Raw genomic sequence first — 14,988 nt, 5'->3', positions numbered from 1 at the left:
TAACGAGTCGACTGACGCACCGCTCGTTCCTCCAGATGCCCGGTCAAACGACTTTCAACTCCACTGCCACGTGGCCCCGCGTCATCCGCGAATAAGGGCAGATCTGATGCGCCGCCTCCGCCAGTTCTCTTTTAACGCCCTCCTCCAGGCCAGGAATATTGACGTTCAATCTGACCGCCAACTGAAAATCCCCGCCATTGGTTTTGCCCAGATCAACCTCGGCATCCACCGACGTATCCTCCGGTAATTTGACTTTCAATTTACCGGCCGCCACCTGGATCGCGCCGATAAAGCAGGCTGAATAACCGAGTGCAAACAGTTGCTCCGGGTTGGTCCCCGGTTTGCCCGAGCCGGGGGAGCTGAATTTTACGTCGAGCTCGCCATCGCTTGATTTTCCGGTGCCGGTTCGGCCGCCGACGGTGTGGGTTTTTGCGGTGTACAGGACGGTTTCCAATGCAGTGCTCATGACAATAACTCCTGATAGGTGGGGGGTTGTTGATCAGTCGCCGAGGGTGCCGGTGTGATGCGCCAGGCGTTTTTCAACATCCGCATTCTTCTGCAAGCCAAGCTCCATCAATTGCTTGATCCGTTGCTGCGCCGCCGGGCGTTTCACCGAGCCGATGAACCCGTCCCATTCGGCGGCGATAGCCTCGTTGGGTGGCAAACTCGAGGCATCGACCAGGCGTTTGATCTCGGTGATCGACTGCTTGTCAAACCGGGCAATACGGCGGGCCATGGTGTCGACGAACGCATCGAGTTCGGCATCGGGTAGCGCACGATTGACGTAGCCATAGCGTTCAGCCAGATCGCCATCGATATCGTTACCGGTGAGCAACACTTCCAGTGCGCGCCCACGCCCCATCAGCCGAGGCAATCGAGCCATGGGGCCACCACCCGGCACCAGCGCGGCGCCGATCTCCCATTGCGAGAGAATGGCCTTTTCGCGACTGGCAAAGCGCATGTCGCTGGCCAGTGACAACTCACTGCCGACGCCGGTGGCGCGACCGCGAATAGATACGATCGAGACAACTGGCGCCTTGCTCAATCGCACCAGCATGTCGGGCAGCGGCGGAAGCCCGGTAGGGCCGTTGGGCAGACTCGTCGTATCCGTCAGTGGCGGCACGAAGTCATAGTGGGTAAGGAAGAAATCCGGAACATCGCTGTCGAACACCACCACTTTGACCTTCGGGTCGGTCTCGAGCGCGGTGATGACCTCATTCAATTGCGGCATGGTTTCCGGGCCGTAGATGTTGTACGGCGGATTGTGGAACGTGACGCGCCAGTACTCCGGCGTGACGCGCGTGAGTTTGATCTCCTGTTTAACGGCGGGCGTGGCTGATTTCGAGGGGGTGGCTGGGGCCGTTTCACCGGCGAAGGTCAGGCTGGCCGTCGCCATACCCGCGAACATGAGCGCAACACTGAGCAACTGTAGTTTCATGGGGTATCTCCAGAGTGCTATCGAGTGCTATCGAAAGACACGTGTCGGAGATATCGCCAGGAGTCGATGGGCGGTTGGGGCGAGGGGCGGCTTGATCGATCGAGTGACACTCGCATCAAGAGGTGGCCCGGAACAGATCGTCTGTCGTCGGCAGCTCCGAATGATCAAGGTTAGCAGCGCACCTTGGCCTTTCAAGTGACGTCAGTCGGAAGCCGGCAGGCGAAAAAAGGCACTTGGTGATGATCGCCAGTGCCTTTTTTGTGCCTGAATGATTGTCGTCGATATGTTGATTGCTCCCGCGTCGCTTGACGAAATCATTCGCTTCACCTCAGGATCGCGCCTTTCGCCATCAAATCGACATCATTCGCCGTTAACGCCCTCCCAATCGTTCTGGATATGGAAATTCAATGAAAAATCCAAAGTTCTTGCTCTCCCTTTCACTCCTCCTGGCCGCGTCTCTTCTGAGCGGTTGCGCAGCGTCGGTAAAAAGTGGCGGCTCTGAAGCACTGGCGATCCAGGAGTCGGCAAAGCAAAACCTGGTGGTCAATTTCAAAGGGAACAGCAAGGTCCAGCAGAATGAAGACTGGCCCCTTTTGCAGCGTGACTGGAATGAGGCTCTGCAAGCAGAAGCCACTCGTGCCGGCTACGGCCTCACTGAGGCTCAGACTTCGAGTTCGAACACCAAGGATGGCGTCGGCATCACCATCAACGTGAGCAACTTCCGCTACCTGACGACCGGGTCACGTGTTGCCGCTGGCATTATGGTGGGTAACGCCTGGGTCAATTCCAGTGCCGATTTTTCTGACTTGAAGTCGGGGAGCCTGATCGGCACTCGAACCTATGACACGTCATCGACGGCATGGGAAGGTGTGATGTCGGCCATGACCAAAAAGCAGGTTCAGGCGATTGCGCAGCAAATCATCAGCGACATCAAGAGCGCGAAGGCCAAGTAATCTGGCTCGTAAAGTTTCTTGCTGCGCAGACTGAACAAAGCCGTAGAGCGTCGAGAAATCGAAGCTTCACGGCTTTTTTTTCGCCAGCTGAAATCCCCACCACCGGATTTGCTTAAACCCGGTTCGGTGTCCACCGATGTGTCTTTCGGTCATTGACGTTTTACCTGACCACCGCGCCGCAGGCTCTATGCTGATGTGTCAGATGCAGCGGCGACACAGCGAACTGCAGCACTCAGGAAGATCAACATGAACATCTGGGTCACTGCCCTTCTGGCGACCATGATTTGCCTGCCGACACACGCCGCCACCGAGGTCGCGACGCGCGTCGAACAGATCGATTTCAAGAGCGACTCTGACACCGTCAAGCGCTCCGACTCGATCAAAGGTCAACTCACCGCTCAGTACCGTCTGAGCGCAAAGGCGGGCCAGATCCTGACCGTCGACCTCGAGCCGTCCAACACCTCGGCCTACTTCAACATCACCGCCAAAGGCGCCGACTTTGCGCTGTTCAACAGCTCGGTCATGGGTAATCACTTCCTCGGACCGCTGCCCGCCGATGGCGAGTACACGGTCCAGGTCTACCTCATGCGCAACGCCGCGCGGCGCAATGAAGTGGCTAATTACCGCCTTTCATTGCACCTCAGCCCCGTGGACAGCACGCACGGCGCTGCGCCATTTGACCAGACGCTCGAACTGCAAGGCATTCACTTTCAGGTGAAAAGCGAGCTGGTGGGTGGACGTCGGGCATTACGTATTTCCCCTCAAGGGCTGGAAATCGACAACTCGGACATTACTCGCCCGCTGACCGGCGACATCGTCCGGGCGGAAGTCGCAGACCTTGATCAGGATGGCTCACCGGAGGTTTACGTGTTCGCCAGATCACCTGGCCCCAGGTTGCCGGGTGAGTTGATTGCCTACGCAGCCAATCGGAAGAAATCACTCAGCGAGATTTATCTGCCGGATGTCAGCGAAAACGCGACAACAGCGGAGGGTTATCAAGGCGAGGATGAGTTTGCCGTGCTGGAGAACGCACTGGTGCGGCGGTTTCCGGTGTATGACAGCAGTGATGCCGGAGCGGGCAGGACGGGGCGAATGCGGCAGATTCAGTACAGGTTGATGCCTGGGGAGGCCGGGTGGGTGTTGAGGGTTGATGGGGTGACGGAGTATTGAACAATCCCTGAGCGAGACCTGTGCCTGGACGATCGCCGTTACCAAGGACGCTGAAGGACGTGTGATTCAAACCGTTGAAAGCGAGACAGCCGTTCAGCCAGCCTCGGATTACCAGGCCCAAGCACACCTTCTGACACAGCAGAAGCAGACGAGCGAGCGCACGCGGCGCAGATGAATTTTTCTTCACCCCATCGCGCCCCGGCAACCGGTACATTGCGCTCGCTCATTCAAGAAACTACGGTTTGCCCGCCCTCCCGCGGGCTTTTTTTTGTCTGTTTTCCGGCAAACCAGCCCATCTGACACAAATCCCTACCCCGACGCCCATAGGGTGTACCATCAAAGCCAGTCCTTCGGATATCAGTTAGCCATGTCCACGCTTAGCGAAGAGAGCCGTCAGATCGTAGCTTCTCTGACGCACTGCGTTGGCCCCAACGCTGACGTTGCAACCGTCGCGCAAGCGATCGAGTCAATATTGCAGGCCATGGATGCGGCCCTCTCGCCCATCATCGGCCAGCATGGGGTAGCCGCGCTTTATCGCCGCAGCCTTCATCTGTGCGTCTCCAACCATCCACACCTGGCCGGCACTTATGACAGTGTGCAGGCCTTCCCGAATCTGAACGCCCTCAAGGCCGTACTCGTTGAGCAAAGCAACGCCGATGCGTTGTTTTTCGGTGAAGTGTTGCTGACAACCTTTTACGAGTTACTGACCACGCTGATCGGGCCCTCGCTCACCGCACGTTTGCTTCGTGGCGTGTGGGAACCTTCTTTGAGCGACACCTCTTCGCAGGAAAATTCGCCATGAGCACCAAAGTAACTATCAACCGCCTGGCCACCGGCGTGCCAGGACTGGACGAGGTGCTGGGCGGAGGTTTGCCGGAGTTTTCGTTCAACCTGATCGCCGGCCCCCCAGGCTGCGGCAAAACCACCCTCGCGCATCAGATGATGTTTGCCCTGGCGACGCCCGAGCGTCCGGCGCTGTTCTTTACCGTGCTCGGCGAGCCGCCGCTGAAGATGCTGCGTTATCAGCAGCAATTCGACTTTTTCGACAGCGAAGCGATCAATCAGTCGATCCGTTACATCAACCTGGCCGACGACACCCTCGCCGGGAATCTGGACGAAGTACTGCGGCGCATCGTCAGCGAGGTGGAGGCGCACTCCCCGGCGCTGGTGTTCGTCGATTCCTTCCGCTCCGTGGTGCTGGCGAGCCAGACTCAGGACAACCCGAACAACAACCTGCCGCAGTTTGTTCAACAACTGGGCATGTTGATGACCACCTGGCAGGCGACCACCTTCCTGATTGGCGAGTATTTCACCGAAACCGACACCAACCCGATTTTCACTGTGGCCGACGGCCTGATCTGGCTGCGCCAGAGCGTTCAGCGCAACTCCATGGTGCGCAAGATGGAAATCATGAAGATGCGTGGCCAGCCGACGCTGCCGGGGCTGCACACGTTCCGCATCGCCACGTCGGGGATCAAAGTCTTCGCGCCAGCGGCACTCAACCCGGTTGAAGCGCCGCTGGAGTTCCCGATCAAACGCCTGAAAATGGGCGTGCCCCAGCTCGACGAGATGCTCGGCGGTGGCCTGCCGCGTGGGTATTCGCTGCTGGTGGCCGGCCCCTCGGGCTCGGGCAAAAGCATACTCGCCGCGACGTTCCTCGCTGAAGGCGCGCGCAATGGCGAAACCGGTGTGATTGCGGTGTTCGAGCAACGGCCCAATCACTCGCAAAACGCCACCCTTGCCGGTCTGATTCAGAGCGGACAGGTCGGCCTGGTGGACAGCCGCGCACCGGACTTGTCCATCGACGAGATCGTGCAGTTGCTGTTGAGTGAAATCGCCCGACTGAAGGCTACCCGCGTGGTGATCGACTCTTTGTCAGGTTTCGAACTGGCGCTGGCCCCGACCTTCCGCGAAGACTTTCGCGAGTCGCTGTCGCGCATGGTCACCGCCCTCACCAGCGTCGGGGTCAGCGTGTTGATGACCTCGGAGCTGGAAGACCGCTACACCGATTTGCGCTTCAGCCCCTATGGAACGGCATTTCTCACCGACGCGATCATCGTTCAGCGCTACATTGAAGTGCAGAGCCGCCTGTTGCGCATCATGGCCGTGGTCAAAGTGCGGGCCAGCGCCCACTCCGATGAACTGCGCGTGTACCGCATCGATGATAAAGGCTTGCAGATCGGCGAAATGCTACCGGACCAGGAAGGCCTGCTCGGCGGCCGACCTACCCGACACCGACTGGGCAACGACCAAGGATGAGTCAAACATCATGAACGAGGCCAATGGCGGGAACGAGCAAGCGATAGCCACTGCGGCACGCGAACTGTTCCTGCTCGGCCAGAAAACCGTCGAAGCGCGCGCGGTGCTGGCGGCGTTGAACAAAGAACTGAGCGACGCCAACACCCAGCTCGTCGATAGCCAACAGGTCGAGCAACTGATCGAGGCCAATCAGCAATTGGTGCTGGCGATTCTGTCGGCGCAATCTGAGGCCGACAGGCCGAAACTCGCGCAGGCAGAACAGCGACTGTACCTGGAGATACGCGAAGCCAACGAGCAACTGGTGATCGCCGCACTGAGCGCCAAACGCCTGCAGGTCGCGGCTGAACGCGCGCTGGAACAGCAACGCAAGGTGCTCACGCTGGTGGCCCACGAATTGCGAAATCCGCTGACGCCCATCAGCATGATTGCCGGTCGACTGGTACGGGTGCCCAGTGAGGAATTGCCACGCATGCAGCAACTGATCGAAGGTCAGGTGCAGCACATGTCTCGGCTGGTGGAAGACTTGCTTGACGTCGCCCGCGCCGACACCGGCAAGTTTCGCCTCGATTGCCGCCTCGTCGATATGGTGCAGATCATCCACGAGGCGATAGAAATCTGTGATCCGGTGATGACCGCTCACCATTTGCAATTCAGCGCAGAACTGCCCGAGTGTGCGTTGGCGGTGAACGGCGACCCTTCGCGCCTCGCGCAGATTCTCGGCAATCTGCTGGGCAATGCCGCCAAATACACGCCGGCGGGTGGCACGGTCACGCTGTCGGTCACCACCGAAGCCGATCGGCTGAAAATAAGCATTGGCGATAACGGCATCGGTATTTCCCCTGAGACACTGCCGTTTATCTTCGAGCCCTTTGTGCAGGATGTTCATGCGGTGGGCTTCTATGGCGCAGGCCTGGGCATTGGCCTGACGGTGGTGCGTGAGCTGGTCGAAGCCCATGGCGGCCAAGTGATCGGCATCAGCGACGGCACCGGCCAGGGCAGTATCTTCATCGTGACCTTGCCGCTGGCGGTCTGAATTTTTCGCAAGGCATTCACAATTCGTTAAGCATTCGCGCCGTATGCTCGCGGGATCCCTTCTCGGCAGCCAGACACCATGTCGCGTCCCGCCTCTTCGTTGTTTCTGCTGACTGCCCTGCTGTTTTTCTTTGCCCTGGGCAATCACCAACTGCAAGGCTCCACCGAGGCGCGGGTCGCCGGGATTGCCATGCAAATGCACCTGGATAATGACTGGGTGACGCCACGGTTGTTCGGCGAACCGTTTCTGGAGAAACCGCCCCTGAGCCTGTGGCTCGACGCCGGGGCCATCCGCGCATTCGGCAGTACACCGTGGGCCGTGCGGCTGGCGTCGGCGTTTGCCGGATTGTTCAGTGTCATGCTGCTGTTCGCGATGCTGCGCCGGTTCGGGCGGCCCAATGCGATTGCCTGGATGGCAGGCATCCTGCTGGCAACCATGGCCAGCTACTGGAGCAACGTGCGCGGCGTTGGCGAAGACGCGTTGCTCGCCCTCGGCGTGAGCATGGCGCTGCTCGCATTTTTTCAGGGCCATCGCCAGGCGAGCGTCGGCAACGCCTTGCTGTTTGCTGCGGGGATTGCCATCGCGACGTTGAGCAAAGGCGTGTTGGGCCTGGCGATGCCGGGCGTGGTGATCTTCGCGTACTTGTTGGCCGAGAGTGTGCTCGACCGGCAGCTGAAAGTTTCGGACTGGCTACGCCCCGGGCTGCTGACGCTGCTGGGGCTGGTGCCATTGATGATCTGGCTGGCGGTGCTGTATCAGCGCGGCGGCGCGCCGGCACTGGCGCAAGTGCTGCTGACCAACAGTGTCGGGCGGTTCAGCGGTTCGTTTGTCGAAGCAGGGCATTACGAACCGTTCTACTACTACCTCGCCAAACTGCCGCAAGCCTTTTTGCCGTGGAATATTCTGGTGTATCTGGGGCTGTGGCATTTCCGCAAAAGCCTGATGGCCAATCGTTACTTGTTGTTCTTCAGCCTGTGGGTGCTGGCGCAATTCGTCATGCTGACGTTGGCGTCGAGCAAGCGCACGGTTTACCTGATGTCCATGACGCCCGCGGCGGCGGTGATTGCGGCGGAGTATGCGAGCGTTCTGTTCGAACGCGCCAAGGCTTACGAAGGCGCCTCGAATCTGTTGGGTCGTCTGGCTCGCCATCGTCAGGGGCTGGCCATGAGCGCATTGGCCATGGTGATCGGCAGCTACCTGGCGGCCGCACAATGGGCGCTGCCCCATGCGGATCGCAAACTGTCCTTCCTGCCGCTGACCGAGCAGATTCAGACGATGCAGGCCAACGGGCAGCACGTTGCGCTGTTCCAGGCCAATGAACGCGTGGGCGGTGCGAGCGTGTTCTATACGCAAAGCGTACTGAAGGGACTGGATACCGAAGCGCAGTTGCATGAGTTTCTGAGCACTTCTGCGTCCAACGTGGCGATCCTGGCGGGCGACACTGAACCGGTGGCGCCCTTGAAAGTGCTGAAAGTGATGCGGGTGGGTCGTCAGGATTACTACTTTGTCGGGCAGTGAGGCGGTCTTCATTGCAGGACATGTCCTACCAAAAACAAAGAAAACGCCCACAGATTTTTAGGGTTGTTGCTCGGAAGCGCGCTCTTTAGTCTTTGCTTGTCACTGAAAACTCAGTGATCGGGTGTGAGATCCCCGGCTCAGCAATTGGAAACGAGCGCCAGTCCCCCCATAATTGCCGCCAGCTTTTCGCTGTCCGCAATACTTTATGGCGGCTGTGTGCGGGCAGACTTTGGTCTGGCCGGGTTCCTTTTGCCGGTGATCTCACTCCGCACATAGCTGCCACCTCTTCGCCGAGTGAGATCGGGAATTGATGGCTCCGAATACGAAAGGAACCTTCAAATGGATAAGCTAATCCCTGATCCCCCCACCAACAAACCCTACCGCCCCAGCCCCTTTTTCACGATCCTCCCCGACATCGGCACCGAAAACCTCCTCGCCCATGCCTGCGAGTCACTGGCATCCGCCAGCGTCATGACCAGCGATTTAGCCACCTACCTGAACGGTTCGCAGCGCAACACCGCGCTGGCCATTGCGCAGATCATCATGCTCGCGGAGCTGGCAGTGAACCAGGCACTGGATAACGTTGATCCGCAGGACTAGGCAGGCATACCGCGTCATCGTTCATCGCGAGCAGGCTCGCTCTCACATTGGACCGCGTTCCCTTGTGGGAGCGAGCCTGCTCGCGATGACTGCGCCCCCGTCGACAACAATTTCGCCTGACCCACCGCTATCGCGAGCAAGCGTGCTCCTGCATAGGTTCATTGTTGCTCACGGATTGCGCTTACGACTGCAGTCTCCTGTAGGAACGAGCCTGCTCTTGATGACGGCAGGTCAGTCGATAGCGGTTTTTCAAGCCGCGCTCGCCCATAAAACGCCAACGCTGTCAGCAAACACGCCAGCCACACGAAGATCCCCGCCCAGAACGTGTGGGACATGTAGTGCCAGCCTTGCAGCACCCGCGTCGTGCCATAGACAAAACCGAGCAGCAGCGAGCCGTACATCAGCGCTTTCGAATAGCGCCAGCGGTAACGGCGCGCGACGAAGTACAGCGCAAGCATGGTGAACCCGCCCGATGCATGCCCGCCCGGCCAGCAGCGGCCATCGCCGGCTTCCCTGAACAGTTGGAAATTGTTGTACCACTCCATGTGGGCAATTTTCCCGCCGTACAGGGTCGTTTCAATCGGGCAATACACGCTGGTGTGCGACTTGAGGAAATGGATCACGCCGGTGCAAATGGCAAACGCAACCACCACAAACAGAAAATCCCGTTGATGGTCATTGGCAAACCGCAGCACAGGTGCAGCTTTGCTGCGCTCAAGGAAGCGCCCTAGACGCGGATGCCTTGTCGTGTTGATCAGCGGCCAGACAAACGACGCTATCGCGCCGATCACGGCGACTTCACCGGTCCAGTTCGGAATGATCCGCGCCCATTTGTGCGTGAGCTTTTCAAAGAAGTGCACTTGATCGAGCGGGAAGGTCTGGGTGACCGGATCGAAAAAAAGATTGCTGAACGCGATATCGATGGTGGTCATGTCGAACAGCAGGAACACCACCGCCGCGCAAAACAGGGGGATACCAAAATTCAAGCCGTAAAAACGCATAGCATTACTCATCGGGTGGTCACCGTGCGCCAGTCGGAAGCTTCAATGAAACCGAGCATTTTCGGTGTTTGTGGTGTGGCGGCGGAGATAAACAAAGAGGCACCGTAACCGAGGGAGGCAGTTGGCAACTTGAGGTCTTTCTCTATCTGCGCCATGCATTCGCTGTGAGTCACCAGAATCAGATTGCGACCCGCCACTTTGTGCGCCAAAGCATCGCGCAGCATCGTGCCCTTGCAACTGATCAACCAGTCTTCATCGGCACCCACCTTGTTGAACATATAGCTGGCGGTCTGCGCGGTGCGAATCATCGGGCTGTTGTAGATGTCCGCCCTCTCCAGCCCCAGCTGTTCAAACTGCGCGCCGACACTCACCGCGACGCTGCGCGAACGATCCGTGATGCCGTCATTGCCGGCCAGGCACGCGGCTCTGGAGTGATCGCAGCGCTCGACATGACGCACCAGCACAATCATCTCGCCTTTCGCCCAGCCGGATAGCAACGCCTGCGCACCGGCCACATTGCCATGGGCCAGGTCCGGCACGGCAGCCGGCCGCAACATCCAGACGGTCAGCGGTATGACCAGCAGTGCCGAGGCCAGCACCACTGCGGAGTTTCGATAGCGGGCCCAACGGCTCAGATCAATCGAGCGTTTGATCCCGAACAGACTCAGTCTCAATTCCACATCAGGCCGCCTCACCGGCATGCATCACTTACATTCGATGCCGCGAGGGTAGAGAGCCTCGCGTCGGCAGTCGGTGAAACCCATGTGAAAAAAAGCTTAAGCCGCGCAAAAATCTTGTTACAGAACGGCCTGACAAAATCCTTTCAGCTCTCGCGAATGCTGCCGATACAGACCTGCTACACACCCTTGGCTACCAAAAACAACAATCTTCCAGCCAACCGACGACCGAAAGCGCAACGTTCCTGGAGGAATTTGATGAATAGCTGGTTCGGCAACATCAGCGTGAACATGAAACTGGGCCTCGGGTTTGGCCTGGTCCTGGCACTGACCTGCATCCTCGCCCTGACCGGCTGGACCAGCCTGGGCAGCCTGATTGACCGCAGCAACTGGATGAGCGACATCACCCAGCTCAATGCCGGCCTGACCAAGCTGCGTGTGGTTCGCCTGCAATACATGCTGACCAACGGCGATGAAACCACTGCGCAGAACGTCCAGACCACCCTGGATGCGTTTGCCGCTCAGCAACAAGCGCTGCTGGTGAAATTCAAGAGCCCGGAAAACCTCAAGCTGCTCAAAGAGCAAGGTACGCAAATTGACGCGTACAAAACGTCCCTGAACAAAATGCGCAGCGCCTACCGCGCCGGCAACAGCGCGCGCGACGCCATGGGCGCCAACGCGGAAACCGCGTACTCGCTGATCAACGCCATCAGTACCCGCGTACAACAAATGCCGTTGAGCGATCAGCGCTTCGAACAATTCCAGGCCATCACCGCCGCCAAGGAAGCGTTCATGCTGGCCCGCTACGAAGTGCGCGGCTACACCGCGACCACCAACGCCGAGACCGAGCAGAAAGCCGTCGGCCAACTCGACGCAGCCATCGCCAGCCTGAAACAACTCAATGCGCAATTCGCCGACACTCAGCTGGACGAGTTGCGTCAGTTGGAAACCGCTTTGGGCAACTACCGCAGCGCCTTGCAGGCCTATAAAGTCGCGAGCAGCGATGCCGTGCAGGCGCGCAAGGAAATGACCGATCAGGGCGCCGCTATCGTGACCCTCAGCGAGCAGCTGTATCAGATCCAGCTCGACCGCCGCGACGCCGAAAGCGACCAGGCTCGCACCCTGCAACTGATCAGCACCTTGCTGGCGTTGTTGGTCGGGATCATTGCCGCCGTCATCATCACCCGTCAGATCACTGGCCCGCTGCGCGACACGCTGGCAGTGGTCGAGCGCATCGCCAGCGGCGACCTGTCCCAAGACGTCAAAGTCACTCGCCGCGATGAACTCGGCGTGTTGCAGCAAGGCATCGCACGCATGGGCGTGACCCTGCGTGACTTGATCAGCGGTATCCGCGACGGCGTCACTCAGATCGCCAGCGCCGCCGAAGAATTGTCCGCCGTGACCGGGCAGACCAGCGCCGGCGTTAACAGCCAGAAGATCGAGACCGATCAAGTGGCCACCGCCATGCACGAGATGACCGCCACGGTGCAGGAAGTCGCGCGCAACGCCGAAGAAGCTTCGCAAGCCGCAGCCGCCGCCGACGGCGAAGCCCGCGAAGGCGACAAAGTGGTCAACGAAGCCATCGCCCAGATCGAACGTCTGGCCAGCGAAGTGGTGCGTTCCACCGAAGCCATGAGCGTGCTGCAACAGGAAAGCGACAAAATCGGCAGCGTCATGGACGTGATCAAGGCTGTGGCCGAACAGACCAACCTGCTGGCGCTCAACGCCGCGATCGAAGCAGCGCGTGCCGGTGAAGCCGGTCGTGGTTTTGCCGTGGTGGCCGACGAAGTCCGCGGCCTGGCCCAGCGCACGCAGAAATCTACCGAAGAAATCGAAGGCCTGGTGGCCGGTTTGCAGAACGGCACGCAACAAGTGTCCGCCGTGATGAACAACAGCCGCGTCCTCACCGACAGCAGCGTCGCCCTGACCCGCAAGGCGGGTGTGTCACTGGAAAACATCACCCGCACGGTGTCCAACATCCAGTCGATGAACCAGCAGATCGCTGCCGCCGCCGAACAGCAAAGCGCCGTGGCCGAAGAGATCAGCCGCAGCATCATCAACGTGCGCGACGTGTCCGAACAGACCGCCGCGGCCAGCGACGAAACCGCTAAATCCAGTGTTGAACTGGCGCGGTTGGGCAATCAGTTGCAGATGATGGTGAGCCATTTCAGGGTTTGACGTTCGGTCAGCGTTGAATCACTGACCCCATCGCGGGCAAGCCCGCTCCCACAGGTTTTGTGTCGATGCCACATTCTGCGGCACACATGAAACTCTGTGGGAGCGGGCTTGCCCGCGATGGCTTTCGAACAAGCAACAGATAATTCGGATCCGCCTGGCCTGGTATTCACCGCTCTACCTGGCGCCAAGGCAGATCTAACTCGACCCCGCCGCCTTACACACTGATCGCATTGGTAAACACCAATCGATTGCCGAACGGGTCGGCAATGGTCATGTCCTGGCTGCCCCACGGCATGGCCTGAATCTGCGGGTGCGAGAACTTGTATTCCTTGGCCAGCAATTGCTGCTGAAACGCCTCCAGCTCATCCGTCTCTATGCGCAATGCCGAGCCCGGCGTGGCATCGCCGTGGTGTTCGGACAGGTGCAGCACGCATTCGCCACGGGAGACTTGCAGGTACAGCGGAAAATTCGGCTCGAAACGATGCTGCCAGTCGATCTTGAAACCGAGGAAATCGACGTAGAACTCCATGGCCTTCTGTTCGTCGAAAATCCGCAGGATCGGGGTGGTTTTGCCGAAGCTCATGAAGTTGCTCCCAGACTGGAAAGGCCCAGAGTGTAGCCGGGCTAGTGTCAGCGCTTCGGCTTGGCGATGGCTTTCTTTAGTTGCGATGTGCCATCACTGTGACGCAGCACTCGGAATCATTACTGAAACCCGCCACGCAAGTCCCCTTCCCGCGCCAGAAACCGCCCTTCCCTTCTGCCGTTCGCCTGCCCATCGCTGTAACTCAACACACCGTTGACCCACACCCCATCGATGCCTTCAGCCGCCCGTTGCGGATCATTGAAATCCGCCACGTCACGAATGGTCGCAGGATCGAACAACACCAGGTCCGCCCAGTGCCCTTCACGGATTTCGCCACGCTGCTTCAAGCCGAATCGCGCTGCGGACAAACCGGTCATTTTGTGTACCGCGGTGTGCAACGGAAACAGCCCGACATCGCGACTGAAATGGCCGAGCACCCGTGGGAAAGCGCCCCACAAGCGTGGATGCGGGAACGGGTCTTCCGGCAAGCCGTCAGAGCCGACCATGGACAGCGGATGCGCGAGGATTCTTCTCACGTCCGCCTCGTCCATTCCGTAGTACACCGCGCCCGCCGGTTGCAGGCGGCGAGCGGCTTCGAGCAACGGCACGCCCCATTCGGCGGCGATGTCCATCAGGTCGCGGCCACCGAGTTCCGGATGTGGCGTAGACCAGGTAATGGTGATGCGATGGGCGTCGGTGACTTGCTTGAGGTCCAGGGTCGAAGAGCTCGCGGCGTAGGGATAGCAATCGCAGCCCACCGGGTGGGTTTTCGCGGCCTTTTCAAGCGACGCCAGCAGTTGCGGACTGCGACCCCAGTTACCGGCGCCGGCACATTTGAGGTGGGAAATGATCACGGGGGATTGTGCGTGGCGGCCGATCTGGAACGCCTCGTCCATGGCCTCCAGCACGGGCTCGAATTCACTGCGCAAATGGGTGGTGTACACCGCACCGAAGGCGGTCAGTTCTTCGGTCAATTGCATCACTTCATCGGTGGACGCCGAGTAAGCGCTGGCGTATGCCAGGCCGGTGGACAAACCCAACGCGCCGGCCTCAAGGCTTTCGCGCAGTTGCTCACGCATCGCGCTGATTTCATCCGCCGTAGCAGTGCGAAACAAATCATCAAGATGATTGCTGCGCAACGCGGTGTGGCCGACCAGAGCGGCGACGTTCAGCGTGGTGTTCGCCGCTTCGACCGCCGCCCGGTAATCGCGGAAGGTCGGATAAACGAAGGCCGCCGAGGTGCCGAGCAGGTTCATCGGGTCTGGCGGATCGCCCTTCAAACTCACCGGCGAAGCGCTGATCCCGCAATTGCCGACGATCACCGTGGTCACGCCCTGGCTGAGCTTGGGCAACATCTGCGGCTGACGGATCACCACCGTGTCGTCGTGGGTGTGCACGTCGATGAAACCCGGTGCCAGCACTCGGCCGGCAGCGTCGATTTCTTCGTTGGCGGTGGCGTCTCGAAGGTCGCCGATGCACTCGATGCGACCGTGCAGAATCGCCACGTCGGCGGGGTAACCGGGGGCGTTGCTGCCATCGATGATCAGGGCGTTGCGGATCAGCGTGTCGTACAGCATG

Annotated in this window: 14 protein-coding genes and 1 pseudogene; 9 read left to right on the top strand and 6 right to left on the bottom strand. The window is 59.5% G+C overall.

Annotation, left to right across the window (positions count from 1 at the left end; translation table 11 throughout):
* Positions 1-43: 43 nt before the first annotated feature.
* The gene (locus tag F8N43_RS22240; protein WP_150634204.1) at positions 44-466 is read right to left on the bottom strand and encodes an organic hydroperoxide resistance protein; all 423 of its coding nucleotides are present in this window, start codon (positions 464-466) and stop codon (positions 44-46) included.
* Between the two features lie 33 nt (positions 467-499).
* Complete coding sequence (locus tag F8N43_RS22235) at positions 500-1,438, bottom strand: enoyl-CoA hydratase/isomerase family protein (protein WP_191623757.1); 939 nt, start codon at positions 1,436-1,438, stop codon at positions 500-502.
* A 407-nt stretch (positions 1,439-1,845) separates the two neighbouring features.
* Between F8N43_RS22235 and F8N43_RS22230 the strand changes: the two genes are divergently transcribed.
* The 7 genes from F8N43_RS22230 (at position 1,846) to F8N43_RS22200 (ending at position 8,971) form a co-directional block, all read left to right on the top strand.
* Positions 1,846-2,391, top strand: a complete 546-nt coding sequence (locus F8N43_RS22230; RefSeq protein WP_150634219.1) for a DUF4410 domain-containing protein — start codon at positions 1,846-1,848, stop codon at positions 2,389-2,391.
* Positions 2,392-2,637: 246 nt separating this feature from the next.
* Positions 2,638-3,561 (top strand): hypothetical protein, encoded by a 924-nt coding sequence (locus F8N43_RS22225; RefSeq protein ID WP_150639756.1) that lies wholly within the window; start codon positions 2,638-2,640, stop codon positions 3,559-3,561.
* 367 nt (positions 3,562-3,928) lie between these two features.
* Positions 3,929-4,363: a hypothetical protein gene (locus F8N43_RS22220; protein ID WP_224787851.1), complete on the top strand. Its 435-nt coding sequence runs from the start codon at positions 3,929-3,931 to the stop codon at positions 4,361-4,363.
* The gene (locus F8N43_RS22215) at positions 4,360-5,820 is read left to right on the top strand and encodes an ATPase domain-containing protein (RefSeq protein WP_150639757.1); all 1,461 of its coding nucleotides are present in this window, start codon (positions 4,360-4,362) and stop codon (positions 5,818-5,820) included. Before F8N43_RS22220 ends, F8N43_RS22215 begins: the two co-directional genes overlap by 4 nt.
* A 10-nt stretch (positions 5,821-5,830) precedes the next feature.
* Complete coding sequence (locus F8N43_RS22210) at positions 5,831-6,853, top strand: sensor histidine kinase (RefSeq protein ID WP_150654384.1); 1,023 nt, start codon at positions 5,831-5,833, stop codon at positions 6,851-6,853.
* A 78-nt stretch (positions 6,854-6,931) separates the two neighbouring features.
* The gene (locus F8N43_RS22205; RefSeq protein ID WP_150654383.1) at positions 6,932-8,371 is read left to right on the top strand and encodes an ArnT family glycosyltransferase; all 1,440 of its coding nucleotides are present in this window, start codon (positions 6,932-6,934) and stop codon (positions 8,369-8,371) included.
* 339 nt (positions 8,372-8,710) lie between these two features.
* Entirely contained in the window at positions 8,711-8,971 is a 261-nt protein-coding gene (locus F8N43_RS22200) for a DUF6124 family protein (protein ID WP_150634224.1), read from the top strand.
* A 158-nt stretch (positions 8,972-9,129) separates the two neighbouring features.
* On the opposite strand, the gene F8N43_RS22195 is transcribed toward F8N43_RS22200, so the two are convergent.
* Positions 9,130-9,984, bottom strand: a complete 855-nt coding sequence (locus F8N43_RS22195; protein ID WP_224787850.1) for a phosphatase PAP2 family protein — start codon at positions 9,982-9,984, stop codon at positions 9,130-9,132.
* Positions 9,981-10,652 (bottom strand): histidine phosphatase family protein, encoded by a 672-nt coding sequence (locus F8N43_RS22190; RefSeq protein ID WP_150654382.1) that lies wholly within the window; start codon positions 10,650-10,652, stop codon positions 9,981-9,983. The genes F8N43_RS22195 and F8N43_RS22190 overlap by 4 nt, the downstream gene beginning before the upstream one ends.
* Positions 10,653-10,808: 156 nt before the next feature.
* Between F8N43_RS22190 and F8N43_RS30025 the strand changes: the two are divergent.
* Together F8N43_RS30025 and F8N43_RS30020 are read left to right on the top strand one after the other, a co-directional pair.
* Positions 10,809-11,921: pseudogene (locus tag F8N43_RS30025) on the top strand (methyl-accepting chemotaxis protein); the annotation flags it as partial.
* 42 nt (positions 11,922-11,963) lie between these two features.
* Complete coding sequence (locus tag F8N43_RS30020) at positions 11,964-12,827, top strand: methyl-accepting chemotaxis protein (protein ID WP_412071082.1); 864 nt, start codon at positions 11,964-11,966, stop codon at positions 12,825-12,827.
* A gap of 214 nt (positions 12,828-13,041) precedes the next feature.
* On the opposite strand, the gene F8N43_RS22180 is transcribed toward F8N43_RS30020, so the two are convergent.
* Both F8N43_RS22180 and F8N43_RS22175 read right to left on the bottom strand, forming a co-directional pair.
* The gene (locus tag F8N43_RS22180; protein ID WP_150639760.1) at positions 13,042-13,410 is read right to left on the bottom strand and encodes a glyoxalase superfamily protein; all 369 of its coding nucleotides are present in this window, start codon (positions 13,408-13,410) and stop codon (positions 13,042-13,044) included.
* A 119-nt stretch (positions 13,411-13,529) separates the two neighbouring features.
* On the bottom strand, positions 13,530-14,987 hold the full coding sequence (locus F8N43_RS22175; protein ID WP_150639761.1) for an N-acyl-D-amino-acid deacylase family protein: 1,458 nt from the start codon (positions 14,985-14,987) through the stop codon (positions 13,530-13,532).
* Between the last annotated feature and the right edge of the window lies 1 nt (position 14,988).

Origin of the sequence: Pseudomonas fluorescens, from assembly GCF_902498065.1 — a bacterium.
GTDB lineage: Bacteria > Pseudomonadota > Gammaproteobacteria > Pseudomonadales > Pseudomonadaceae > Aquipseudomonas > Aquipseudomonas fluorescens_BJ.
The sequence above is the reverse complement of the archived record's forward strand: the minus strand, read 5'-3'. Positions and strand labels throughout refer to the sequence as shown.

Excerpts from the sequence above, each read along its gene's own strand:
- F8N43_RS22235 (WP_191623757.1), bottom strand. The coding sequence starts at position 1,438 with ATGAAACTACAGTTGCTCAGTGTTGCGCTCATGTTCGCGGGTATGGCG.
- F8N43_RS22180 (WP_150639760.1), bottom strand. The coding sequence starts at position 13,410 with ATGAGCTTCGGCAAAACCACCCCGATCCTGCGGATTTTCGACGAACAG.
- F8N43_RS22215 (WP_150639757.1), top strand. The coding sequence starts at position 4,360 with ATGAGCACCAAAGTAACTATCAACCGCCTGGCCACCGGCGTGCCAGGA.
- F8N43_RS22200 (WP_150634224.1), top strand. The coding sequence starts at position 8,711 with ATGGATAAGCTAATCCCTGATCCCCCCACCAACAAACCCTACCGCCCC.
- F8N43_RS22225 (WP_150639756.1), top strand. The coding sequence starts at position 2,638 with ATGAACATCTGGGTCACTGCCCTTCTGGCGACCATGATTTGCCTGCCG.
- F8N43_RS22195 (WP_224787850.1), bottom strand. The coding sequence starts at position 9,984 with ATGAGTAATGCTATGCGTTTTTACGGCTTGAATTTTGGTATCCCCCTG.
- F8N43_RS22210 (WP_150654384.1), top strand. The coding sequence starts at position 5,831 with ATGAACGAGGCCAATGGCGGGAACGAGCAAGCGATAGCCACTGCGGCA.
- F8N43_RS22175 (WP_150639761.1), bottom strand. The coding sequence starts at position 14,987 with ATGCTGTACGACACGCTGATCCGCAACGCCCTGATCATCGATGGCAGC.
- F8N43_RS30020 (WP_412071082.1), top strand. The coding sequence starts at position 11,964 with ATGGGCGTGACCCTGCGTGACTTGATCAGCGGTATCCGCGACGGCGTC.
- F8N43_RS22240 (WP_150634204.1), bottom strand. The coding sequence starts at position 466 with ATGAGCACTGCATTGGAAACCGTCCTGTACACCGCAAAAACCCACACC.
- F8N43_RS22220 (WP_224787851.1), top strand. The coding sequence starts at position 3,929 with ATGTCCACGCTTAGCGAAGAGAGCCGTCAGATCGTAGCTTCTCTGACG.
- F8N43_RS22230 (WP_150634219.1), top strand. The coding sequence starts at position 1,846 with ATGAAAAATCCAAAGTTCTTGCTCTCCCTTTCACTCCTCCTGGCCGCG.
- F8N43_RS22205 (WP_150654383.1), top strand. The coding sequence starts at position 6,932 with ATGTCGCGTCCCGCCTCTTCGTTGTTTCTGCTGACTGCCCTGCTGTTT.